Source organism: Nostoc sp. XA010 (assembly GCF_020829625.1).
Classification (GTDB): domain Bacteria; phylum Cyanobacteriota; class Cyanobacteriia; order Cyanobacteriales; family Nostocaceae; genus Nostoc.
Window position 1 is genome coordinate 156,921 of sequence record NZ_JAIVFX010000006.1, and the last position, 23,332, is coordinate 180,252.

Genomic DNA, 23,332 nt, shown 5'->3' on the forward strand with positions numbered 1-23,332 from the left:
AGAAAGCTGTAGGGTGGTTAATCCACCCTTTTTTTATGAAATATTCAATATTCTTAGCTGTTGCTTTATTGACATGGATTGCGTTTATCTATTCCCATAGAGTTTTTTCTATGACTCCGATGCCTACCTTTTTTATAAACTCTATGTTCAAAGTATTTAAGCAAAATACTAATGAGACTATACAGATTAAACAGATAAATTTGTCATCTGAAATCAGGGAAAATTTATATAACTCTATATCTACAGGCATGTCTTATGATGAAGTTCGTTCCATTCTAGGTTGGGATGGTATCTTGATTTATGAAAACAATATCGATTCCCCTAATGGACAAATACATGAAAAGATTTACCAGTGGAACAATCAAGATGTTTATTTGACTGATTACGAATCTCAAAGAAGAGATATCAATCCATACTGGAGTGTCACACTTAGATTTGAAAACGATATCCTCATTAATAAAGAATCCTTTAACCTACAAATTTAGAGGAGCGATCGCAATCGAGAAGCTACATAAGTCTGTCATGGAAAAAACCGAAAAACAGAAAATGATCGCAGGCGAATTATATCTGGCGGATGATCCAGAATTGGCTGCCGAAACTAAGCGGGCTAGTCGTCTGTTGCGAAGTTACAATTCTACAACCGAAGAACAGCAAGAGCAACGGCAGCAAATTTTGCAAGAATTATTTGGAAAGCTTGGTGACAAAGGATCAATTGTGCCACCTTTTCACTGTGATTATGGCAGTAATATTTTTGCTGGCGACAGATTGTATATGAACTATGGCTGTGTAATTTTAGACTGCAATACAGTTCATATTGGTGAGAATGTTTTATGCGCTCCTTATGTGCAAATTTATACTGCTTATCACGCAACAGAGCCAGAAATTCGTCTTTCTGGGAGAGAATTAGCTGCCCCAATAAACATTGGTAATAATGTCTGGATTGGTGGCAGTGCAATTATTTGTCCAGGTGTAACTATTGGTGATAACACAACCATTGGTGCTGGCAGTGTAGTTGTCAAAGATATACCTGAGAATGTTGTCGCTGCTGGCAATCCTTGCCGCGTCATTCGATATTTATCCTAAGAATTTAAAATTTATATCCTCTGGCAATCCAATAGAGCCAATCTGCGATCGCTTCTTCAGTTTCGCTGTCAGCATCAATGGCTATTATTTCAGATAACTTTGCAGAATATACATCATCATCCTTACCATTAATGTAAGCCACTTCTACAAGCATATCTTTCAAGCACTCATCATCTGGGGCCATTCCCAGCACTTCCACTTGTTTCTCCTCGGTAGAACCTGATTTGCGTGCCTTCTTAGTCCATTTAGCCATAAAGGGAAAATTCAGAGCCTCTTCGAGGTAATAGTACCAACCCATGGCCCGGTCTTCTTTATCTTCAGCATCTACAATGATCTCTGTTTTAATGCGATGCTCTCGGTTTTCGTCGGCTTCAACACTAGGCATAAAATAACACTTTACGTATAATGCATTTTGATAATACTATCAAAGTCTTAGCTAAGAATAATTTTTCTAAAATAAAGTATATAAGACTTAGGTATCAGAGATACCTCAACACCCTCAAGAAGGCGGCTTTTAGGGTTCTCCCCTTTCTAAAGGGAATTTGGGGATCTAGGTTTCAGTTTTCAGTGCGTAATTCCTTCTATATCTAAGTTATACAAAAAACCGCTTGTCAATGACAAACGGTTTTCTAATTATTGCCCTCAAAGGGTAACTTATTTGTTGCGCCAAGATGCTAAGTTCTTTCTTCGCACTAAAGCGCGAAATTTTTTAGAAATTAAACAAGTCTCAAATCAGGATAATTTGCCAGTACATCATCAGATGTCAAAGTATCATTTTCAGCTTGCGGAGTCCAAAGAACTTCAATTGCCAGAAGTTTCTCACTGGGGATACTACCAATTTGCCGCAAAGCTTGACGCAAATCATCAGCACTGTTAATCGCTGTGGGGATTTCAAACTTACCTAGTGTCGCCGCCAGCAAGGTGACGATAATATATTCACCAGGGCCTTCGGTAAACAGGCGAGTGGGGTTGTCGAGTTCACCAGCCGGAGGTAAAGCATCTTTGGCAAGGGCTGCTCTTAGCTGGTTGTTGACGTTAGAAATAGTTTCTTCGCTAAACTTGCTGCGTTCTGCCAGTGACAGCCGATTAAACTGACTTTCAGCTGAATTTAAACTGGCTTGTTGAGTGCCACCACCTGCATATACAAAGTATTCGGGATGGCGGAGTAAAGCTAGGCTGGCTTCTTGTAGAACTTCTGCTCTCCCCTCTGGGGTGTTGGTATCAGCAGTTTCAGCAATGTGGTTGAGTTCATTTTGCAATTCACGGGCTTGAGCTAACAAACCTACTTGCAAACGAGTCACAGAAACCGCAGAATTACTGGTGTAATCTGCTTCTCCAGTTTCACCGCCAGAGACGCGGCGGAAAGTTTGCAATATGAAATTAGCGATCGCAAAGAAGATTAAGATGCTAAATAGACCACCAAATCCTCCCCCAATACCCCAGAAGGGAAGTAGGAAGGGAAAGCCAAAACCACCACCAAAACCACCACCAGGATAGTATCCGCCTCCGCCAGGAGGTGCATAGGTGCGCGGTGTATAGGTGCGGCTGGAAGGTACTCTAAAGGAGCCACCACCGATTCGACCCCCACTGCGGGCCGCTAATGCTCCATCGGCGTGGCTAAGAGCCAAAGTTAACACCAGTCCTAGCGCTAACAAGCTTTTTAACAGTGGTTTGATGGTTTGTTGTAGTTTTTTACGCATAATACAATCGCTTGGAAAACTGAATTATTTATGATTTCTCCCCATGCTGGTAGGAGTGTTTCAATCTGTCGTTAACGCCAGCTCGTAAAAGCTTGCTTTGTAGCATTCACGTAGCATTCACTTTTAAAGGCTACATATTCAATCTACCGCGTCTTCTGTTCGGTAGGCAGGGATCGCAGGGGGGATTTCTCGACTGGGGAACCGTACCTTAAGATATGTTCACAATTACAGAAACTATTGCTGCTAGGTTTTGGAATAGCACTTTCAGGCTCCAGTCTGGAATTATACAGATGCTTTTAATTTTTAATGATTATTTTGACTAATTTTTTAATACTTCACCCTACTTATTTAATCGAAGGTGGGAGGATATTTTTTAATTAAAAGTAGTATTTATTACATTCAATAACCTTAAACTTACTTTTATACAATAGGCAAAAAAGTGTCCATAATGCTCATCATTAAACGCAGCCAGACGCTAGATAACTCTCAAGTACTGATCAAATTTTTTGGTATTTTGGCACAACAGCCTAGAAGATTCAGGATATTCTATTGAACGTAGCTAGATTTCGTAATTTTCGCAACATTTGTTTACTGATTAACTTAGCTATATACAAGTCTTAGCTTTGATTTATTGTTCATGATGCACAGAAATTCTCAAGTAGTGAGAAATTTAGAGCAAAAATAAAATCAACACAATAAAAAAACAATCTTCCTGGCTAATTTTGTAAAATCGGCTTCAAATTTGTCTCCCACATTCGTTTTAAAAGAAATAAAATAAGAATTAAGGCTTTGAAAATAATCCTAATTGTAAATAAATTAAAAATTATTTGAAGTAAAGTTATCAGCTTTATTATGGAACATATTTCTCAACTAACAGCCGAAATCAGAGACAAAGCTGCATACCCAGATATCCTAGTCATATCCCGGATATTTCTGCCGAAAGAAGCTGTAATTGGGGAATATATCTATAATCGCTGTCTCCAAGATCCAGAACGAGTGATTGTGCTGGCGGCTAGTTGCTCAGGAGATAAAGTATTTGATCAAGGTCAACAGTTTCCGGTGTATCGCTGGTTTTATCCTAGATACTGGCGTAGTGGCTTTGTGGGAAGTATCCTGAAGCCTTGGGTAAATATCGTCTGCTCATTTGTCCTAGCAATCAGACTTTATTTTCGCTATCACTACCGTTATATAGAGTGGGGCCACGGCTATGATTTCCCTTCGCTGTTGCTATTGAGCTATTTCTTACCTATTCGCTATTTTATCTATCTGCACGGCGATGATTTTCATGGTACTTTACACAATCCCGTGCTGCGATCGCTATTTAGATTAACACTCAAACGCGCTGAAGGTATTGTTTGTAATAGTTCTTATACAAGAGACTACCTCAGAACTGCTTTCCGATTAGATACTCCTACCCATGTCATTAACCCAGTCATCAGACCAGAAAAATTTGGTAATAATGTAGCGAGTCCCAGCAGCCTGGATGATTTACGTGTTCGGGTGCGTCAGGCGTACAATATTCCCGATTCAGCAATAGTAATTCTCTCCATAGGAAGGCTAGTAAAACAGAAAGGTTTCGACCGAGTAATTGATAACATCCCACTATTGCTAACTTTTGGGGTGGATGTCCACTATATAATCTGCGGTCAAGGGTCAAGCGAATCGGAACTGAAATCTCTGGCGCATCGTTTGCGGGTAGATAAGCGCGTCCACTTTGCCGGATATGTGCCTGAGCGAGAATTAGCAGGTTATTATGCTGCTTGCGATATATTTGCCATGCTGACTTTATTGGATACTAAATCTAATAGTATGGAAGGTTTTGGTATGGTTTATTTAGAAGCAAGTTACTTCGGTAAGCCTGTAATTGCTCCTCGCTTAGGCGGTGTTCTAGACACAGTTCAGCATGAAGAGAATGGCATACTAGTTAATCCCAATTCTGGTTATGAAGTGTTTCAAGCTTTCAATCGGTTGTGTAAAGATCAGCAACTACGTGAGCAACTCGGCCGCAAAGGTAAAGAATTAGCCAAGCGTAGAACCCTTCATCGATCGCTGTATAAATCAGAGGGATAAACGCAATTTTGCAAAATTAATTCACGTTGAGCGAATGCCAAAAGCTAATATCACTAAAGCACGGGTTAAATCCAGCTATCATGTCAATTAACCAGACAAATTTTGTCATTCACCTTAAAACTGTTTAATAACTTTCTAAAAAGAATAATATAGGCGACTGGAAATCGATTCTATCTAAGCAAACTCTGCCTCCGCGCACTAATGCTAAAATAGGGATTTTAATTTTATTTGATGAGAGTATTTTAAAAAACTTTACACGCTGCTTTAACTAATTGTGGCAAGAATACAGCAGCCTGCCAAAGCAATTACCGCTTTTATCTGCGCCTCTGTGTAAGATTAATACAAGTGCTATTGATAAATAACTTATTAATACTAATTCCCGAAAAGCCTGATACATATATATTATAATGGCATTGCTATGCCATTACCAACTCATTTGTATGATTCTTCAATTTAAATTGTATAATCAATAGCTTTGAAAATGAGCAATATTGCAGTGTAGAATCTTGCTGGTGATTCTATGAAATATGCAATGAAAAATATCTTGTTTAGTATATGGCCATCTCTTCGGCGTTACCGAACGCAAGCTATTATCTTTACAGTTATTGGATGTCTTATTGTATTAAGTTTGATTACTTTTGGAGCAATGTATGTTGTGGCTCAACCTCCTTCAACCTCATCTGAACGTCCAGCAATACTCGCTGTTAAAACGCCAAATTTGGGGCGACACTTTCAAGAATTCGGGCGTGAAGGTTCAATCTTGATTTACGACTCAAAAAATAACCGCTTTTATGAACATAATCCTCAACGTAATGCAACTGCGATCGCTCCAGCTTCAACATTCAAAATTTTTAACGCTTTGGTAGCTTTAGAAACAGGTGTAGTTCCTGATGATGTGGCGGTTCTGACTTGGGATGGAGTTCACCGAGAGATTGATGCCTGGAATCATGATACGAATTTGCGTCAAGCCTTTAAAGATTCAACTGTTTGGTTCTATCAAGTACTAGCACGTAGGGCTGGATATGAACGAATGCATCAATTTATTAACAAAGTAGGTTACGGGAACCGTCAAATTGGCACAGCCGCAGACATTGATCGTTTTTGGCTACAACAGCAGATATTGCAAATTACACCCAAAGAGCAAATTAAGTTTTTGCAACGGTTATATCAAGGCGATTTACCTTTCTCCCAAAGGACAATAAATCTTGTTAAAGACATTATGGTACGCGAACAAACTCCAGACTACATACTGCGGGGGAAGACGGGATGGTTAACAACTACCAAACCAAATATTGGTTGGTTCGTGGGTTATTTAGAGCAAAATAATAACGTCTACTTTTTCGCAACAACCCTTGATATGGATAAAGCAGAGGATGCACCCGCCCGCATCGAAATTACACGACGCAGCCTCAAGGATTTGGGCTTACTAGCTCAAATCAACTAACCACCACCAACAATAGTTACCACTTCTAAGCGATCGCCTGGTTGCACTTTTGTTTGCAGCCAAAACTGGCGATGTAAAATTTCGCCATTATACTCCAGAGCCACCAAGCGGGGGTTAAAACCCAACTGTTGGAGCAAGTCAGGTAAAGAAGTTTGAAACGAACAGTTATGGGTTTCCCCATTTACCTGAATGGTAATCTCATTAGACATAATATGTGGGAAGTGGGGAATTAGGTATTGGTTACTTACTTTGGACAAATGACAAATGACTCTTTTAAAATTCTGGTTTAATGCGATTGAGTTGGGAGAGCAAATATTGAGTCACTAGGGTAGGCTGTTCGGCTTGCATGAGCGATCGCACTACCGCTACACGTTCGGCTCCAGCATCGATCACATCATTGATATTATTGGCATCTATTCCCCCAATGGCAAACCAGGGAATTGAGCAATTTTTGGCAGCATAGCTGACATATTGTAAACCTGTTGCAACCTTACCTAATTTTGTGGGAGTTTCATAAACTGGCCCCACGCCAATGTAATCTACACCTTCAGCAATTGCTGCTTGCATTTCTTCTTTATTTGTGGTAGAAAGACCTATCAGACGCTGCGAACCGAGTAATTGCCGAGCAACAGCAATAGGCATATCTTGTTGTCCCAGATGCACCCCATCTGCATCGACAGCTAAAGCTACATCCACGCGATCGTTAACAATGAACAAAGCACCGTAGATATGGCATAACTGCCGGAGTTTTCTGGCTTGTTCTAGACGCAAAGAATCATCGGCGGTTTTGTCACGATATTGTAAAAGCGTTAATCCACCTTTTAGTGCAGCTTCGACGTTATTCAACAAACTTTCATTAGGGGAAGTAACAAGATACAAACGCGATCGCCACAACAATTGATGACGCTGATGACCCATTAAACTACTTTCTAGGGTATAAACCTGATAGCGCATCTGCTTGCAAGCTTTAGCCATATTTGGGTGATAAAGCTTGCTGTATTCTTCCAACACCCGCAATGCTTCTTCTATCCGGCAAAAGTTAGCTTGCAACACCGATTTGATACTAGCTCGTTGTTCTTCTTGAGGATGGCTTAACTCAGTCCCAGGATCGCCTGGTGTATCTCGCGCCGCCCGCAATTCTGGGGTATGCCACTTAGCAACCTCTTGGCGCAGCCGTTTGCATTCAAGAGCCAACTGGGCATTGTTCAAACCAAAGCGACACCATTCTTCAATAATTCGCAAGCCCTCACGAGCGCGATCTAAATTGGCATCTAAAATACGGTAGACAACTTGTTGTATTTGCTCTTTTTGGCTGTATGGCTCGACCATTACAACAACCCCGTTAGTGCTTTCATCGAAGTGTGAATTATCATATATCCTAGTAACCATAGTTAATTAATTGCTTTTTTTTACTCAATTTTGGCAGAATACACGCAAAATAACGTAGTAGTGAGGGTTATGGGAAATTATCCCATGTTCTTATAGGCAGTGATAAGGGTATGAGGCTACAGTTTGGCACTAAGGTTAGTCAAGTATTTTAGGGTAAACGACAAGCTTACCCTGACTAGCGCCGCAAGGCGGAAGTCAAAAATCGAAAGTCAAAAGTATTATGGAATCGGCTTTTTAGGGATTTTAAATGGTTGCTCTATTTACGCCGTGGCGTACTAGCCAGAGCGGATACACTGGAAAATCCACAGTGGGCAAATTAAATTTGAGACTGCATGGATACTATTTAGAGAGCATTTATAAAGTAAATTTTAACTTTTAAATAGAACGCTTTCTCGTCCAAAATATTATCTGAGCCGATTATTAAAGCTCAAAGTATATATCGCCTCACTGATGGTCAACAAATTTGAGAGTGAGGGTATTTTGGCGATCGCGTAGCGTGTCCTTTAGGACAAGGTATTGTTAAACAGACACAATATCATTTATTACCCTGTCTTCAAAATCAATCGCCACTCGGTCAATATGTGAGTAATATTATCGACATAATACTCTGAGAGAGTATAAGAATTGATGGTTACTTCCGAGGAGTTGTGTTAAATATGATTCACCATCGTGTGTTTCCTAAGTACCATAGGGTAGATATTATGCTTGCGAAGCTTAAGTTTCTGGAATCAGCAAGGCTTTTATTTTTTAGTTTATCAGTATTATCTTTTACCGTAGGCATGGGAGCAACAAGTATGGCGTTCCTGGGTAGTGCGTTAGCGGAGCTGGCCGTTAGCGTCTCTGAAAGAGAAGCCTCTGGTAGAGAAGGCATCGCTCAGATACCATCGACACCAAATTCAGCGCCTCTGCTTGAGAAAACAAATTCTCAGAACATGCTGTTTGTCAACCCAAATGGTGGAGATGACACAGGCAATGGCAGCGAATCCGCTCCTTTGAAAACGATTACCCAAGGGTTGCGATTAGCTAAGGCCAATACTGTAATTATGCTCTCTACAGGCACTTATAGCGCCGAGACAGGAGAAGAATTTCCTTTAATATTGAAGCCGGGTATCTCAATTCAAGGCAACCCTAACAATCAAGGGAAAGATATTGTAATTCAGGGAGGTGGTGATTACCTAAGCCGGAGCTTTGCTGGCCAAAATGTCGCAATTGTTGGAGCAAACCAAACCTTGCTTACTGGGGTGACTGTGACGAACCCAAACCGCCGTGGTTACGGTTTGTGGGTTGAATCAAGTAATCCGGTAATCGCAGAAAATACATTTACTGGCAGTACCCAAGATGGTATTTCTGTCTGTGGTAATGCTGCACCTACTATTAGTAAGAATTCTTTTGCTCGCAATGGAGCCAATGGCATCACAATTGCTGGGAACTCCAGTCCCCAAGTGAAGGAAAATGTCTTTCACGAAACGGGTTTTGGCATCAATATTGCCCAAAATGCCACTCCTGTAGTCATAGGGAATCAAATTCAAAACAATAGATCGGGAATTGTGGTGCAAGCAAATGCCCGCCCGATTTTACGGAATAATATTATTCAAGATAATAAAGAAGATGGTTTAGTTGCGATCGCTCAAGCAATGCCAGATTTGGGTAGTGCATCCGAACCTGGGGGTAATCAATTTCAAAATAATGCTCGCTACGACGTTAACGCCAGCGCTGCTAAACAGGTGATTTCTGCTGCTGGTAACAACCTTGTGAGCGATCGCATCACTGGTAAGGTAGATATCAACGGTACAACAGCACTTGCAACCCAAAATTCTCAACCCACCCCTGTCTCTAACAATGTATTACGAGAAATACCAGCAAACCGAGAAATCACCTTCTCGGCTCCCGAAATCTCTGAAACTACTAATAGGCAAACCAGCAACAGCATTTCAGCAAATAATCGTGTTCCTACAAAATTAAATAGTCAATTGCTGCCATTGTTGCCAGCCAATGTGCCGCTTTCCACGTCTATATCCAATCAACAGCAACCCACCTCTAAAGTTGCCGGATTTCCTACTCCTAGCAGCTTGTCGGCTAGACAAATACCAAATAACACTTCAAGAGTTGCAACTCTCAGCCCAGCACAGACACCTCATACACCACAGTTGAATTATGTGCGGATTGAGCCTAATACGATTGAGTTTACTGCTCCTGAGTACCCATCCAATTCAGTAGCACAGCCACCAGTTCCAAGTATGACGGATCAAACACAGCAGCCATTACCAATACTAGAAACTTCTACCCCGGCTGCTTCAGCACTTTTACCACTTCCTGATAACAATATCCCTATTGGTAATACTCGCAATATACAAACAAGTTCTGCAAGTATTCCTTATAGCGGTAACTCTGCGACACAATTTGGTATACGTTATCGCGTAGTAGTACCATTAGCAACTGATAAAGATCAAGATTTAGTGCGATTCCTTGCTCCTGATGCGTTTCCCACAGTTTGGCAAGGTCAAAGAGTTATGCAAGCAGGAGTATTTAGCAGTGAATATAACGCTAAAGAAATGCTCAAAACACTCTATACCAAAGGTTTAAGAGCCATTATGGAGCCGTTGAATTAATTGGGCATCCCTTCGGCTTCTCTACGAGACGCTACGCGAACGCTCAGGGCAAGTGGGCATAGGGCAAAAGGGGTGGAGGGGAAAGACTTACATCCCCTCCAGTCTTTTTCCTCAATTTGGAATTTTGATGTAAGGGAACTCCAAAAAATAAATTATCTAATTTCTGGACTTCACCAACTTTGGGTGATTGGCGATCGCAGTTTGGATATGAATTAAAGAGCGATCGTTAACTGCTTCAGTCATCATAGTGAAATCGACAACTCAAAATGATGATTTCAGTTTCAGTCACTTCATACACTAAACGATGCTCATCCGTAATTCGTCGTGACCAATATCCGCTCAGTTCATGCTTTAGAGGTTCAGGTTTGCCAAGTCCAATAAATGGTTGACGAACAATATCGTTAATCAGGGTGATGATCTTGCGATGAATTTTCTTATCTTGTGCTGCCCAGTCGTTGAATTGTTCAAATGCCTCAAGAGCGAATGTTATATTCTTCATTCCATTCCTCAGGCGTAAAACTGACCAAGTTGGTCTTTGTTTCAATGTTTTGAATAGCGGTCATCAAGTGGTAACGATTGGCTTCAGTAGACAGCAAATACTCTGTCACATCTTGTTGAATAGATTGGTTAGCATTTGTCTCAACAACATCTTGTTCAACCAAAACAATCACTTCAACAACAGTTCCTTCCGCTAAATCAGACGTTTGAATCTCGATTTTGCCATCCTTGCCAACGACCACTTGCTGTTTAATGCCACTTAACATGATTAAACCCTCATGGTGCTATGTTTCACATTAGTTTTAGCTTAACTTAGTATGATCGCAATGGCTGAAATGGTGAACGGGTGATCGCCAATATTGTAAGTTGGGTTTGGCTCACTCTGAAGACAGCCAGGGATTCATAATCTCAATATTCCTTCCATCGAGGGTTAGCTTTTATTCTTCAGTTTTGTTTAAGTCCCGTTATTCCTCTTATCTCCCCACTCCCCTATCCCGGCTTATGATCCAAACGAGTCGCTTGCTCTAGGGCGGCTTTTTCTTTGGCTCGGCGGACATAGGGTTGCAATTGGGTGCGATCGCAACCTGTTAAAATACTCAGGTTTTCCAAGCTGATCCCCCGCATTAACATTTCTACACGCCAGGTTTGTTGTGGTTGTGCTATGGCTGGCGTTTGTCCTTGGGGAGTTAACAGCCCATCACTCCATATTTGCCAACGTGTCTGAAGCTCTGATTCTGAAAGCGGTTTGCCTGTTTCATTCAAAAACATGGCTGTTTGAGCATCTTTACGACTTTTCAGCCATTTGATTAAAGGATTATTGGTAAAAGAACCGTAACGTTTGCCCAAAATCCACTGATTCACAGGTACTTGACGGACAAATCCGGGAATTGTGATTTGTAAGAAGTGCCCTTGAGTATCGTAGATTTGATGCGATCGCTCCAAGTTAATTATTTCTGTGGCAGATAATCCAGCCCCAAATAACAGATAAGCCAAGGCATAATCTCGTACTCCCCAAATCCTTGCTTGTTGCAGAATTTCGTGAACTAAAGTAGCAGGCAAATCAGCTACTTCTGTGGTGTGTAACCCTCCTTGTAAAGAGTTTATTGCTGATTCTGCTGAAGATGACATGGCTCCATGTAAAAACAATTCCACCAAATTTTCCAGAAAATCATCCCGATCCTCCCAAAGTTCGTGAAATTCGCTGGTGAACTCAATCACGGCATATCCCAAGATCATCCCATTTAGTAAACTGGCTAATTTTTCTGCCGGTAAGTAGGTGTTTAGGTGTCCTTGCTGGATTACAGTAGCTAAATACTGAGCTACATAGCGGTTTGCCTCTGTTACTCCCCTGCCTAGTGCGCGGCGATTTTCTGCCGGGAATTGGTCGGCTTCACCTACCACAGACCGGACGAACTCTGGCACTCGTTCTAATGTATGTAAAGTGTCACTTGCATAATCTTTAAGAGCTTGGTAGACATTGCCGGGAGGCGTTGCCCGCCGCACCAGCGATTCACCTAAATCCTTGAAAGCTGCGGACTCTTCCAGCACAGCCAAAAGCAGTCCATGCTTATTACCAAAATTCCGAAATAGAGTCACTTCGTTGACTTCGGCTTTTTCAGCAATTTGGCGGGTTGTGGTAGCGCTGACTCCCTGAGCAGAAAACAACTCAAGTGCAGCTTGAATCAGGCGTTGACGAGTGGAAATGAGTTGAGATGACATAGAAAAATGCAAGTGGCACTTGCACGGATATCAGAGTTCTGCTAGCATAACAAATGTAAGTGATACTTGCTTTACTCTACTGTAACGAACTAGTGTACAGGGTGGGTAGTTCCCTTGTGGGATTATGCCCAATAAAAAGCAAATCGCTTCATGATCCATCAACAGGAATTTTTATGACCGCAAATTTTGGGGCGTTCGCCAAAGGCGTTGGCGAAGCCATCGCCCCTGAGAGAGGCAACTCACCTCAACTCAGTTGGACGAATGTAGTATTTTTTTCTACATTTCATGCCTTAGCACTTCTGTCTCCTTGGTTTTTCTCCTGGTCAGCATTAGGTTTGCTAGTGTTTCTGCACTGGTTATTCGGGAGCATTGGTATTTGCTTGGGATATCACCGACTACTGAGCCATCGGAGTTTCCAAGTTCCTAAGTGGTTAGAGTATGCGATCGCCCTCATAGGAGCGTTGGCTTTGCAAGGTGGGCCAATTTTTTGGGTAGGTGGACACCGCCAGCATCACGCCCACACGGAAGACATCAACTTAGACCCCTACTCTGCCCAAAGAGGATTTTGGTGGAGCCATATATTGTGGATTATCTACCCGCGTCCAGAATTTTTTGACTATGACACCTATAAAAAATATGCCCCTGACCTAGCAAGACAACCCTATTATTGCTGGTTAGATCGCTACTTCTTGCTATTGCAAATACCTTTCGGGCTGCTTCTATATGCTTTAGGAGGATGGCCTTTCGTATTCTACGGAGTGTTTCTCAGATGTGTATTGCTTTGGCACTCAACCTGGTTTGTGAACTCAGCATCACACCTGTGGGGTTATCGCACCTTTGATGCCAATGATGGCGCTCGTAATCTTTGGTGGGTATCCATCGTCACTTATGGAGAAGGATGGCACAATAACCATCATACTTATCCCCACATGGCAAAATCTGGATTTTCTTGGTGGGAGATTGATGTTACTTGGTGGAGCATCTTAGTTTTGCAGACTTTGGGTTTAGCCAAAAAAGTTGTCTCACGTCCTCCTCAAGGTGCAACTCACGGCTAAATTGCAATTAAATTATCATGAATTTGTTAAGCCGATTGCTTCTTGCAGTCGGCTTAATAAGCTAATTACGCATTTTAATTGCATATTTACATGATGATCAATACATCTAGGTTTCGCCAGACGATTCTGCTAGTTGTCATCACACTCAACCTCATTTCTACTTGGCTACACTACATAGACAATGCATTATTTTTAAGTAGATATCCTGGGCCCGCGTGGCTCACTTCTGTTGGAGTAATTAGTACTGTAATTGTGATGACTCCAGTCGGATTATTAGGATATTGGTTTTACACCAAAGGCAGGTTTTGGTCGGCGTATTTTTTATTAGCCTTATACTCAATCACTAGTATCTCCAGTCCAGTCCATTATCTCTTTACAATGGTTGCTCCCATGTCTTTGAAAATGCATAGCCTAATTTGGTTGGATGGAGTTATGGGACTGTTACTGATAAGTTTTTTACTGTGGTCTAGTTTTGTATTGAAAGAGTGGCGTAGTACACTATCTACAAATTGATATAACATATATATAACTAAAATTGCTCTCCATTTTATTAAATCTAATTAAACAAAATCTGTTACTAGTTATTTCACGGTAAAATCTAACGGTTTAAATCACCGCAATACATCAAGCGTGAAAACTGACAGCATTTTTTATCGCCTTTTTCAAGAACTTCCTGGCATCTTTTTTGAATTAATTGGTAATTCGCCCCAAACCGCAGAGACTTATAAATTCTCCTCAATTGAAATCAAGCAAACTGCATTCCGTATAGATGGCGTTTTTTTGCCAATCCAAGGCGAAGAAAATCCGATTTACTTTGTTGAAGTCCAGTTTAAAACCGACACAGAAATTTATTCACGCTTATTTTCAGAAATTTCTTTATACTTACGCCAAAATAAGCCTAAAAATTCTTGGCGAGGAGTAGTTATCTATCCCAATAGCAGTTTAGATACAGCAGATATCAAGAATTACAGTGAATTTTTCACTAGCGGTCGCATCAGTCGTATTTATCTTAATGAATTAGGTGAAACTGCATCATTACCAGTTGGAATTGCTACGATGAAATTAGTGGTCGATGAAGAGGATACAGCAATTACATCTGCTAGGCAGTTAATAGGCAGAACCCAGCAAGAAATCAACATTGAACCACAACAGCGGCAGTTACTAGAATTAATAGAGACAATATTAGTTTACAAGTTTCCGACGATGAGTCGAGAGGAGATTGAAAGTATGTTTGGGTTAAGTGATTTGAAACAAACACGAGTTTATCAAGAAGGCAAACAAGAAGGTAAGCAAGAAGGTAAGCAGGAAGGCAAGCAAGAAGGAGCGCGTGAAGAAAAGTTTAGAATGATACCTTTGTTATTGAGATTGGGATTGAGTTTTGAAGAAACAGCGAAAGAGTTAGGTTTGAGCCTAGAAGAGATTCAACAAGAAATGCAAAAACAGCCTCCAAGTCAGGATACGTAACCTACAATTAGCATTTATCGCAGATACCTCTAAATATTCCTGCTTTTTTCCATTCCCATTAATTTTTTATTTTTTGTATGATTTCGCTCTCTCCCATTCTCCAAGCTAGACTTTCCCAACCCCTCAAAATTGGCTCGTTTGAGGTAAAAAGTCGGGTTCTCCAGTCGCCTCTCTCTGGGGTGACAGATATGGTATTTCGCCGTCTTGTGCGTCGCTATGCGCCAGATTCGATGATGTATACCGAAATGGTGAATGCTACAGGGTTGCATTATGTCAAGCAGCTACCCAAAATTATGGAGGTAGACCCAAATGAACGCCCAATTAGTGTTCAATTATTTGATTGTCGTCCAGATTTCCTGGCAGAAGCAGCAATAAAAGCAGTTGCAGAAGGTGCTGATACTGTTGATATTAATATGGGTTGTCCAGTTAATAAAATCACTAAAAATGGTGGTGGTTCTTCGTTGTTGCGGCAACCAGAAGTAGCAGAAGCAATTGTCCGGGAAGTGGTAAAAGCTGTTGATGTACCTGTGACAGTAAAAACCCGTATTGGCTGGAATGATAACGAAATTACTATTCTCGATTTTGCCAAGCGGATGGAAGATGCCGGGGCAAAAATGATCACAGTACACGGACGCACCCGCGCCCAAGGATACAATGGCAATGCCCGTTGGGAATGGATTGCCCGTGTGAAAGAAGTGCTTTCTATCCCAGTGATTGGGAATGGAGATATTTTTTCCGTTGAAGCGGCGGTGAAATGTTTAGAGCAAACTGGCGCTGATGGTGTGATGTGTTCCCGTGGGACTTTGGGTTATCCGTTTTTGGTGGGAGAAATTGATCACTTCTTAAAAACTGGAGAGATGTTAGCATCACCAACCCCGATTCAGCGCTTGGAATGTGCAAGAGATCATTTACAAGCCTTGTGGGAATATAAAGGCGATCGCGGTGTACGTCAAGCCCGTAAGCACATGACTTGGTATGCTAAAGGTTTCGTTGGTGCTGCCGAACTTCGAGGACAGCTAAGTTTGGTTGAAAAAGTAGATCAAGGTTTAGCAATGATTGATCAAGCAATTGAAAAATTAGCTAATGGTTGTGAACTTGAAGAAGAAGTGGATGGTAGTTTAGTTATGCTTTAAAAAATAGATTTAAGGAATGGAGTGGGTAGATGAGCAACTAGTAGAAAAAACATGCTTCGAGGAGCGCGTCAATTTCAATCCCTAATAGGGATTTTATTGAATTGCAATTTTTAGCGTGTCCAATCGCCTTCTTAGCAAGTCGCGTTTCAATCCCTAATAGGGATTTTATTGAATTGCAATATACGGGTATTGTTCTCCTATCTTAAAGCTGTATATGTTTCAATCCCTAATAGGGATTTTATTGAATTGCAATGCTAGTGCTGCTAACAGCTATTATTGCTTTAAAATTGTTTCAATCCCTAATAGGGATTTTATTGAATTGCAATATTCGCCCCAGCATCCCAACGCTTCCGCAAATAGAGTTTCAATCCCTAATAGGGATTTTATTGAATTGCAATGTTTTCCTGAGATTTCCCTCTGCCATTTTTCCGTTTCAATCCCTAATAGGGATTTTATTGAATTGCAATGCAATACTCGCTACCGTCAGCCCAGATTTCTAGTTTCAATCCCTAATAGGGATTTTATTGAATTGCAATTTTTATCTAAAAATAGAGCTGGAATATGGACAAAGGTTTCAATCCCTAATAGGGATTTTATTGAATTGCAATTATTCCATCGAAATGCAATAAATTAATAACATTTAGTTTCAATCCCTAATAGGGATTTTATTGAATTGCAATGAGTTTTGGTGGTGGCGATCGCTAGTTTTTCGTTTCAATCCCTAATAGGGATTTTATTGAATTGCAATGGTGCATTTTTATTAGAGTTAATCTGTGAGACTGTTTCAATCCCTAATAGGGATTTTATTGAATTGCAATCTCGTATCGTGAGATCGGCTTACAGTACCTTATTTGTTTCAATCCCTAATAGGGATTTTATTGAATTGCAATGGGAGGTGAGCAACCAACCACACAGCTAGTTTACCTGTTTCAATCCCTAATAGGGATTTTATTGAATTGCAATTTGCAGTTATTTACAGATGCCAAACTAGAAATATTGTTTCAATCCCTAATAGGGATTTTATTGAATTGCAATTCTAGTGGATATCTAGCCCTAATGCAACTTTTCAATGTTTCAATCCCTAATAGGGATTTTATTGAATTGCAATAATTCTTTCTTGTAGTTCATACAAATATGCTTTGTTTCAATCCCTAATAGGGATTTTATTGAATTGCAATCCGATTAAGGCTTTATCACCCTGCTCGTTACGGTTTCAATCCCTAATAGGGATTTTATTGAATTGCAATGCCATAAGTCCATCTCTTCCCAAATACAAAATAGTTTCAATCCCTAATAGGGATTTTATTGAATTGCAATTCGTTTCCACCCTTTAAACTCACGCTTAAAATCTAGTTTCAATCCCTAATAGGGATTTTATTGAATTGCAATAAACTCAGCTTTTTGCAGGGGAGGAAACCAAAGGTTTCAATCCCTAATAGGGATTTTATTGAATTGCAATCAGTTTTTGTCACATAGGAGGGTGTCTGCTTGATGTTTCAATCCCTAATAGGGATTTTATTGAATTGCAATGCTGGCGTCTGAAAGCACTGCTGTATTTGGTTTTCAAGGTACGATTGCGCGAATGAAGAAATCATAACACAGGGAATAGTCATACCACAAGATGTAAATCGCTGAAAAACAGTCCCCATAAGGTGCGCGGATGGTTTGAAAGTACTATCGCCCTCAAAGTCTTGTATAGAAGGAGCATACAGCCTTTTTTTGCTCCTGCTCATTTTGTACACCTACCCATCCGCGCATTTAGCAAGAAAATTAGTCTAATTACCGATCGCTACCTCTATCAAAATAAGCGATCGCCTAATCCTTGCACACCTTAATTTACTAAATCAGGGAATACCTCTTGCACAGCAGGATGTACTAAGCGATGGTTCTGCACATTCACACCCTTAGCTAATGCTGGGTTAACTTCCAGTGCCTTAATTCCTAAATTCGCCAACTGGACAACATAAGGTAAAGTACTGTTATTCAATGCTTGGGTTGCTGTCCAAGGTACTGCTCCTGGCATATTGGGAACGCCATAATGCACCACACCCTCTTCAACGTATACCGGATTGGTGTGGGATGTAGGGTGTAAAGTTTCTATGCAACCACCTTGATCAACGGCTACATCAACTATTACAGAACCAGGACGCATTTGTTTGACCAATTCGCGGGATACTAATATTGGCGCTCTCCGTCCCAGTACTAAAACTGCACCGATGAGCAAATCGGCTTCAATGACTGCGGCTTCAATATGAGCAGAGTTGCTGTAAACCAATTCGACTCTAGAGCCAAACAAGGTTTCTAAGTAAGATAAGCGCTCGACACTCACATCTAAAATCTGGACGCTAGCACCCATGCCTACAGCAATTTTAGCTGCTTCTGTGCCGACAACGCCGCCACCTAAAATTACTACTTTACCTGGTTGGACTCCAGGGACACCACCTAAAAGAACTCCTCTACCACCTTGCTGACGTTCTAGGAATCTCGCCCCAAATTGTACTGCAAGCCGACCGGCAATCACGCTCATAGGGGTGAGCAAGGGTAGTCTGTTAGCACCAGGTTGTTCTACAGTTTCGTAGGCGATCGCAGTTGTGCCACAATCAATTAAATGCTCAGTCAATTTGCGATCGGCTGCTAAATGTAAATAAGTAAATAATATCTGCCCTTTCTGCAAAAATTTATACTCAGATGTCAAAGGCTCTTTGACTTTAACAACTAATTCCCGATTCCAAGCCGTTTCTGATGTAGGGACAATTTCGCCTCCAGCACTTCTGTAGTCGTCATCTGAAAATCCAGCACCATTACCTGCTTGCGTCTCGACGAAGATACTATGACCATTTTCCCGAAGTACCCGCACACTAGAAGGACTTAAACCTACCCGAAATTCTTGATCTTTATTTTCCTTGGGAACGCCAATTTCCATATATCGCCTCTGATAATTTTTTTGTTTAACTGTAGCCTGCGAATTTCAAGCTTCCTACTTTCGTCTTACGACTGGTCTATTACAGATAGCTGGATTAGAGATAATTAATCTGTGTCCTAAGTTTCTCAATTTAATCTGAGTAGCTCCAAACTCTTACCCTTGACTATTGCCCCAGTATTTATACAATATATAAAGAATAGTAACAATTTATTAAAAGACCGATTGTATAGCTCCCTACTAGGAAGTTTTTGCTGAATTTATCAAGTTATCTTGACATTCAAGTACTGCAATCAGCTTTTAACCTACCCTAACTTTTCACGTTATCTGGAAAAGCACAAGAAAAATCTAACCTCCTGACTCCCTTCCCGATGGGGAAGGGGAAAATTCAAAGTCTCTCTCCTTAAACGAAAAGAGAAATAGAAGTGAGGTTTTCGACCCTGAAAAGTCAGATAAGCTACCAAGTCTAAGGTAAAAGTTAAGGATAAAAGCACAAGTCTATTCTTTTAACTTTTGCCGCTTATCTTCAACAACTCCTGCGAAGTCTAATATCAAGTCCCGTTTGCCGAAAAAAGGTTTATTTAAAAATGACACAAACACAACCAACGATTACACCTAAATTAGAGGAGCCTAAGTTTGGCTTTAATGAATATGCTGAACGCTTGAATGGTCGAGCAGCAATGATTGGCTTCGCTTTGCTGCTGGTGATTGAATACGTCACCAATCAAGGGGTGCTATCATGGCTGGGTCTGAAGTAGTGCCACTAACAAGCACAAGGTAGAAGTTGTAAGCTAGTAATTAAAAGAGTTTTAACCAGCTGGAACAACCAGTTGGTTTGACTTTAGCAGTTGATAGCCAATTACTTCGCCCTAGATACTTTAATTAAACTTATTCGTAAATTATTGCCCTAGAATGTAAGCAAGAGAGGAATCGAAATATTTATCAGTGATATAAATATTATAAACTTGCAACTAGTACAGTAGGGTGGAAATCCAGCTACTATGTCAATTAAAAAGACTTGGCAAAGGGTAAAATCCCATAGTTAAAGGTAAGCAAAGTTCCGCCACACTCTACTAATATATACAAGGCGATTAATGAGTCCACTTCCTCCCCTACTAAAGAAAATCATAATTTGTATCTGCCTTACATGAGAAAGGCAAATTACGGGTGAGGTATTCTTGGTAAATATACACAAAAGGTGAACTGGAACCAACCAAGCTGTGATGAATGCTGTATTACCTCGTTTTTTGAAGTCAACCTACCGAAAAGAGCCACTAATTAGTGTATTGATAACGATGGGCGCTATAGATGCCCTGATTGGCGGATTGAATGATAGCTGGTCGTTGTTCGCTTTTGGTTTGGGAACAACAGGGATAGCGCTAGCTTTTAAGTTGTGGCGTTTCCAGCAGCGTCGTCCTCTACCAGAAGAACCTGTAGTGCAACATTATTTGCCCTCTCGTTCTTCTAGTGCGCCTTTACCAATGTTAAGCGTTTCTAAGAAAAAACCACCTCTCTAGGAAGTGCAGAGTTATTACTGAAATAACTCTGCAAAATTGATTTGATTAACCGTATCTATAAAAGTGAGGAAAAAGAGTGAGTAGTGAGGGAAGAGGTGGGAATAATTTTCTACGTCCGTATATTATCCTGGCGTTTATGGCAACTGTTGCCCTTCCAGTGACTACCTGGCAAGGGTTTTATATTCATGAAGCTCATGCTGCCATTGAGGTAACACCAAACTCCCAAACTACCAACAGCTTTGCTAATGCCCAACTACTTTACACACTCATAGGACATACCGGAACCGTTAAATCCCTCGCTTTCAGTCCAGATAACAAAGTTCTGGTGAGTGGAGGCGCAGAAAACGAGGGTGTAATTCGCCTGTGGAACCCAGCAAACGGCAAAAAGTTGGCGAATATTAACAAAGCACACCAAACAGCCATAGAATCTTTAGTGATTTCACCAGATGGGCAAACCCTCGCTAGCTGTAGTGATGACAACACGATTAACCTCTGGAACCTGAAAAATTTTAAATTTACCCGATCTTTTGTTGGACATACCAGTAATGTATTATCTTTAGCGGTGTCTCCTGATAGCAAAGTTCTCATCAGTGGAGCTTTAGATGGGATTCGGATATGGGATTTGCTACAGCAGCGCCCGCTTGGTACTCTAGTACGTTTTGACAATTTGATTTATACCCTAGCCCTTAGTCCTGATGGGCAGACTTTAGCTAGTGGTGACAATAAGGGTGTAATCAAGCTGTGGAATTTGAGTACTGGTAAATTAATCAGCGAATTTGTAGCTCATGATAATGCTGTTAGTAGTGTGATGTTTACACCAGATGGACAAACATTAGCTACTGCTAGCCGCGATCGCACGATTAAACTATGGAATATTAATACTGGAGAATTAGTCCGCACCCTTACAGGACATAATAACTGGGTGAATGCGATCGCCATTAATCCCGATGGACAAACTCTTGCTAGTGCCGGTAGAGATGGCATTAAAGTGTGGAATTTAACTACAGGTGAGTTAATAAATACACTGAGTGAACATACAGACTGGGTGAGTTCGATCGCTTTTAGTCCTGATGGTAAAGTTCTTGCCAGTGGTGGATTTGATAAACAAATCAAGATTTGGGGAACTCCACAAAACCTAATTAACAGCGCTCGTATAAAATAATCATGAACTAGTTGGTCTTCAATTGTCATGCTCAAAAAGGTGCTGTACTTTAATGCACAGCACCTTTAGTAAGCTTGCCTATAGCTCTGTTATTCTGAAACTGGTTTTCTCTTGAGGGGTTTTACCCCCTATTCGCCAGCTGTATCCTTCAAGAAGCCGGGGATTTTGTTGTTAAATTTAACTAAATTGTTCCTCTGCATCCAGGTTGAACAGCATTTGCAGAGTTTGCATGCAGCGCCGTCTGGCTTCGACATCTTGCTGCGATCGCAATTGCACCATCGGGTCATGTAAAATTTTATTGACAATTCCCCGCGTTAATGCTTCAATCACCTCTTGATGTTTTTCAGCGAATTCCGAACCCAATCTCGACAAAGCTTTTTCTAACTCTTGTTCGCGGATAGTTTCGACTTTGTTTCGCAGACAGCTAATAGTGGTAACAGTTTCAAGAGAGCGCCACCAAATATCAAAAGCTTCCACTTCTTCCTCTAAAAGTCTTTCTGCTTCCTGTGCAATCTTCCGACGGCTTTCGTAGTTTTGCGCTACTACTGCCTTCAAATCATCTACATTAAACGCCTGCACATTTTCCAGTTCATTTACATCTGCATGAACATTACGCGGCACAGAAATATCAAATAACATTAAAGAACGCTGAAGTTCTAACACCATTTCCAATTTGGCACGGTCAAGGATTGGCTCTGTTGCCGAAGTGCTTGTAAACACTAAATCGCTATCGGCAATTACAGTCATCATTTCCGATAGCGGATGAATTTCGATCGGTTGTTGAGGGAATTGTTTTGTTAATTCTAGGGCACGTTCACGAGAGCGATTTACAATAGTAATTTGCACAGCACCTTTAGAAATTAGGTGTTGTACCAGCAGCCGCGACATTTTACCAGCGCCTAAAATTACCACTCGGCAAGCTGCTAAATTTGCCACTTTTATCTGCGCTAACTCTACCGCTGCCGAACTAATAGAGACAGCACCAGTACCAATACTAGTTTCAGTGCGAACCCGCTTCCCAGCTGTCAGCGCTTGTTTAAATAATCGATTTAAAATGGTTTTTATACCGTTATATTGCTGTCCCAGTTTGTGAGTAGTTTTCACCTGAGCCAGAATTTGACCTTCTCCGAGTACCAGACTATCTAAACCACCGGCTACCCGCATAACGTGCATTACTGCATCATCATGTAGCAGCATAAACAAATGCTGTCGCAGAGAAAGCACGGGTAATTTACTGTATTCTGCAAGAAACTGCGTTATTTCCCGGATACCTTGGTCTGCTTCACTGGTAACAATGTAAATTTCCAGGCGGTTACAAGTGCTAAGAATTGCAACTTCATCAATATGGGGATAGCTGGCCAGTTGAGCGATCGCACTTTCAATTTGTGGTTCTGGAATGCTCAGTTTTTCCCGGACTTCTACAGGGGCTGTTTTATGGCTTAACCCCACCACTGCTATATTCATTTGCTAAATCGTAGTTACTAGTTGGTAGTTGAGAATAGGGCATTGAGTGAGAAATAGGGAATGGGGAATTTTTGTTTATTGGTTGATACTTTTTCTAACCAATAA

Annotated in this window: 20 protein-coding genes and 1 CRISPR repeat array; of the genes, 11 read left to right on the forward strand and 9 right to left on the reverse strand. The window is 40.9% G+C overall.

The genetic code is table 11. The annotated features are described in order from the left end of the window. The first annotated feature begins 110 nt into the window (after positions 1 to 110). Entirely contained in the window at positions 111 to 485 is a 375-nt protein-coding gene (locus LC608_RS11660) for a hypothetical protein (RefSeq protein WP_229553698.1), read from the forward strand. A 37-nt stretch (positions 486 to 522) separates the two neighbouring features. After that, positions 523 to 1,083 carry a sugar O-acetyltransferase gene (locus LC608_RS11665; RefSeq protein WP_229553699.1) on the forward strand — a complete coding sequence of 187 codons (561 nt, stop codon included), beginning with the start codon at positions 523 to 525 and terminating at the stop codon, positions 1,081 to 1,083. Positions 1,084 to 1,087: 4 nt separating this feature from the next. Here the strand turns inward: LC608_RS11665 and LC608_RS11670 are convergent, their stop codons facing one another. Further along, positions 1,088 to 1,468, reverse strand: a complete 381-nt coding sequence (locus tag LC608_RS11670; RefSeq protein WP_229553700.1) for a calcium-binding protein — start codon at positions 1,466 to 1,468, stop codon at positions 1,088 to 1,090. 331 nt (positions 1,469 to 1,799) lie between these two features. Beyond that, positions 1,800 to 2,783, reverse strand: a complete 984-nt coding sequence (locus LC608_RS11675; RefSeq protein WP_229553701.1) for a DUF1517 domain-containing protein — start codon at positions 2,781 to 2,783, stop codon at positions 1,800 to 1,802. Between the two features lie 852 nt (positions 2,784 to 3,635). On the opposite strand from LC608_RS11675, the gene LC608_RS11680 reads away from it, so the two are divergent. Both LC608_RS11680 and blaOXA read left to right on the forward strand, forming a co-directional pair. After that, on the forward strand, positions 3,636 to 4,853 hold the full coding sequence (locus LC608_RS11680) for a glycosyltransferase family 4 protein (protein WP_229553702.1): 1,218 nt from the start codon (positions 3,636 to 3,638) through the stop codon (positions 4,851 to 4,853). A 532-nt stretch (positions 4,854 to 5,385) separates the two neighbouring features. Further along, positions 5,386 to 6,297 carry a class D beta-lactamase gene (blaOXA, locus tag LC608_RS11685; RefSeq protein ID WP_374108393.1) on the forward strand — a complete coding sequence of 304 codons (912 nt, stop codon included), beginning with the start codon at positions 5,386 to 5,388 and terminating at the stop codon, positions 6,295 to 6,297. Here blaOXA and thiS read toward each other — a convergent pair. Both thiS and LC608_RS11695 read right to left on the reverse strand, forming a co-directional pair. Further along, entirely contained in the window at positions 6,294 to 6,506 is a 213-nt protein-coding gene (gene thiS / locus LC608_RS11690; protein ID WP_229553703.1) for a sulfur carrier protein ThiS, read from the reverse strand. The genes blaOXA and thiS overlap by 4 nt on opposite strands. A 64-nt stretch (positions 6,507 to 6,570) precedes the next feature. Further along, on the reverse strand, positions 6,571 to 7,626 hold the full coding sequence (locus tag LC608_RS11695; protein WP_229553704.1) for a thiamine phosphate synthase: 1,056 nt from the start codon (positions 7,624 to 7,626) through the stop codon (positions 6,571 to 6,573). Positions 7,627 to 8,387: 761 nt separating this feature from the next. Between LC608_RS11695 and LC608_RS11700 the strand changes: the two genes are divergently transcribed. Then, on the forward strand, positions 8,388 to 10,295 hold the full coding sequence (locus LC608_RS11700) for a DUF1565 domain-containing protein (protein WP_229553705.1): 1,908 nt from the start codon (positions 8,388 to 8,390) through the stop codon (positions 10,293 to 10,295). Positions 10,296 to 10,530: 235 nt separating this feature from the next. Here the strand turns inward: LC608_RS11700 and LC608_RS11705 are convergent, their stop codons facing one another. From LC608_RS11705 to LC608_RS11715, 3 genes are all read right to left on the reverse strand, one after another. After that, positions 10,531 to 10,794 (reverse strand): Txe/YoeB family addiction module toxin, encoded by a 264-nt coding sequence (locus LC608_RS11705; RefSeq protein ID WP_229553707.1) that lies wholly within the window; start codon positions 10,792 to 10,794, stop codon positions 10,531 to 10,533. Beyond that, positions 10,769 to 11,059: a hypothetical protein gene (locus LC608_RS11710; RefSeq protein WP_229454068.1), complete on the reverse strand. Its 291-nt coding sequence runs from the start codon at positions 11,057 to 11,059 to the stop codon at positions 10,769 to 10,771. The genes LC608_RS11705 and LC608_RS11710 overlap by 26 nt, the downstream gene beginning before the upstream one ends. A 223-nt stretch (positions 11,060 to 11,282) precedes the next feature. Then, positions 11,283 to 12,512 carry a TetR family transcriptional regulator gene (locus LC608_RS11715; RefSeq protein WP_229553708.1) on the reverse strand — a complete coding sequence of 410 codons (1,230 nt, stop codon included), beginning with the start codon at positions 12,510 to 12,512 and terminating at the stop codon, positions 11,283 to 11,285. Between the two features lie 173 nt (positions 12,513 to 12,685). Between LC608_RS11715 and LC608_RS11720 the strand changes: the two genes are divergently transcribed. From LC608_RS11720 to dusB, 3 genes are all read left to right on the forward strand, one after another. Beyond that, positions 12,686 to 13,567 (forward strand): acyl-CoA desaturase, encoded by an 882-nt coding sequence (locus tag LC608_RS11720; RefSeq protein ID WP_229553709.1) that lies wholly within the window; start codon positions 12,686 to 12,688, stop codon positions 13,565 to 13,567. A 630-nt stretch (positions 13,568 to 14,197) separates the two neighbouring features. Continuing rightward, positions 14,198 to 15,031, forward strand: a complete 834-nt coding sequence (locus LC608_RS11725; protein ID WP_229553710.1) for an Rpn family recombination-promoting nuclease/putative transposase — start codon at positions 14,198 to 14,200, stop codon at positions 15,029 to 15,031. Between the two features lie 77 nt (positions 15,032 to 15,108). Further along, positions 15,109 to 16,164 carry a tRNA dihydrouridine synthase DusB gene (gene dusB / locus LC608_RS11730; RefSeq protein WP_229553711.1) on the forward strand — a complete coding sequence of 352 codons (1,056 nt, stop codon included), beginning with the start codon at positions 15,109 to 15,111 and terminating at the stop codon, positions 16,162 to 16,164. 71 nt (positions 16,165 to 16,235) lie between these two features. Continuing rightward, positions 16,236 to 17,694: a CRISPR direct-repeat array (repeat unit 37 nt; unit sequence GTTTCAATCCCTAATAGGGATTTTATTGAATTGCAAT). A gap of 301 nt (positions 17,695 to 17,995) precedes the next feature. On the opposite strand, the gene ald is transcribed toward dusB, so the two are convergent. Further along, complete coding sequence (gene ald / locus LC608_RS11735; protein WP_229553712.1) at positions 17,996 to 19,087, reverse strand: alanine dehydrogenase; 1,092 nt, start codon at positions 19,085 to 19,087, stop codon at positions 17,996 to 17,998. Between the two features lie 584 nt (positions 19,088 to 19,671). On the opposite strand from ald, the gene LC608_RS11740 reads away from it, so the two are divergent. The 3 genes from LC608_RS11740 to LC608_RS11750 all read left to right on the forward strand — a co-directional run bounded on the left by LC608_RS11740 (position 19,672) and on the right by LC608_RS11750 (position 21,763). Continuing rightward, positions 19,672 to 19,842 carry a chlorophyll a/b-binding protein gene (locus tag LC608_RS11740; RefSeq protein WP_094331136.1) on the forward strand — a complete coding sequence of 57 codons (171 nt, stop codon included), beginning with the start codon at positions 19,672 to 19,674 and terminating at the stop codon, positions 19,840 to 19,842. A 465-nt stretch (positions 19,843 to 20,307) separates the two neighbouring features. Continuing rightward, entirely contained in the window at positions 20,308 to 20,601 is a 294-nt protein-coding gene (locus LC608_RS11745) for a hypothetical protein (protein ID WP_100899725.1), read from the forward strand. 136 nt (positions 20,602 to 20,737) lie between these two features. Further along, entirely contained in the window at positions 20,738 to 21,763 is a 1,026-nt protein-coding gene (locus LC608_RS11750) for a WD40 repeat domain-containing protein (protein WP_229553843.1), read from the forward strand. A 177-nt stretch (positions 21,764 to 21,940) separates the two neighbouring features. Here the strand turns inward: LC608_RS11750 and LC608_RS11755 are convergent, their stop codons facing one another. After that, positions 21,941 to 23,227, reverse strand: coding sequence for a glutamyl-tRNA reductase (locus tag LC608_RS11755; RefSeq protein WP_229553713.1), 1,287 nt, complete (start codon positions 23,225 to 23,227; stop codon positions 21,941 to 21,943). Positions 23,228 to 23,332 lie beyond the last annotated feature (105 nt).

Bases quoted from the DNA above. Each gene is read 5' to 3' on its own strand.
- LC608_RS11695 (WP_229553704.1), bottom strand. From the start codon at position 7,626: ATGGTCGAGCCATACAGCCAAAAAGAGCAAATACAACAAGTTGTCTAC.
- LC608_RS11665 (WP_229553699.1), top strand. From the start codon at position 523: ATGGAAAAAACCGAAAAACAGAAAATGATCGCAGGCGAATTATATCTG.
- LC608_RS11755 (WP_229553713.1), bottom strand. From the start codon at position 23,227: ATGAATATAGCAGTGGTGGGGTTAAGCCATAAAACAGCCCCTGTAGAA.
- LC608_RS11675 (WP_229553701.1), bottom strand. From the start codon at position 2,783: ATGCGTAAAAAACTACAACAAACCATCAAACCACTGTTAAAAAGCTTG.
- LC608_RS11660 (WP_229553698.1), top strand. From the start codon at position 111: ATGACTCCGATGCCTACCTTTTTTATAAACTCTATGTTCAAAGTATTT.
- thiS (WP_229553703.1), bottom strand. From the start codon at position 6,506: ATGTCTAATGAGATTACCATTCAGGTAAATGGGGAAACCCATAACTGT.
- LC608_RS11740 (WP_094331136.1), top strand. From the start codon at position 19,672: ATGACACAAACACAACCAACGATTACACCTAAATTAGAGGAGCCTAAG.
- LC608_RS11715 (WP_229553708.1), bottom strand. From the start codon at position 12,512: ATGTCATCTCAACTCATTTCCACTCGTCAACGCCTGATTCAAGCTGCA.
- LC608_RS11710 (WP_229454068.1), bottom strand. From the start codon at position 11,059: ATGTTAAGTGGCATTAAACAGCAAGTGGTCGTTGGCAAGGATGGCAAA.
- blaOXA (WP_374108393.1), top strand. From the start codon at position 5,386: ATGAAAAATATCTTGTTTAGTATATGGCCATCTCTTCGGCGTTACCGA.
- ald (WP_229553712.1), bottom strand. From the start codon at position 19,087: ATGGAAATTGGCGTTCCCAAGGAAAATAAAGATCAAGAATTTCGGGTA.
- LC608_RS11700 (WP_229553705.1), top strand. From the start codon at position 8,388: ATGCTTGCGAAGCTTAAGTTTCTGGAATCAGCAAGGCTTTTATTTTTT.
- LC608_RS11705 (WP_229553707.1), bottom strand. From the start codon at position 10,794: ATGAAGAATATAACATTCGCTCTTGAGGCATTTGAACAATTCAACGAC.
- LC608_RS11745 (WP_100899725.1), top strand. From the start codon at position 20,308: ATGAATGCTGTATTACCTCGTTTTTTGAAGTCAACCTACCGAAAAGAG.
- LC608_RS11750 (WP_229553843.1), top strand. From the start codon at position 20,738: ATGGCAACTGTTGCCCTTCCAGTGACTACCTGGCAAGGGTTTTATATT.
- dusB (WP_229553711.1), top strand. From the start codon at position 15,109: ATGATTTCGCTCTCTCCCATTCTCCAAGCTAGACTTTCCCAACCCCTC.
- LC608_RS11670 (WP_229553700.1), bottom strand. From the start codon at position 1,468: ATGCCTAGTGTTGAAGCCGACGAAAACCGAGAGCATCGCATTAAAACA.
- LC608_RS11720 (WP_229553709.1), top strand. From the start codon at position 12,686: ATGACCGCAAATTTTGGGGCGTTCGCCAAAGGCGTTGGCGAAGCCATC.
- LC608_RS11680 (WP_229553702.1), top strand. From the start codon at position 3,636: ATGGAACATATTTCTCAACTAACAGCCGAAATCAGAGACAAAGCTGCA.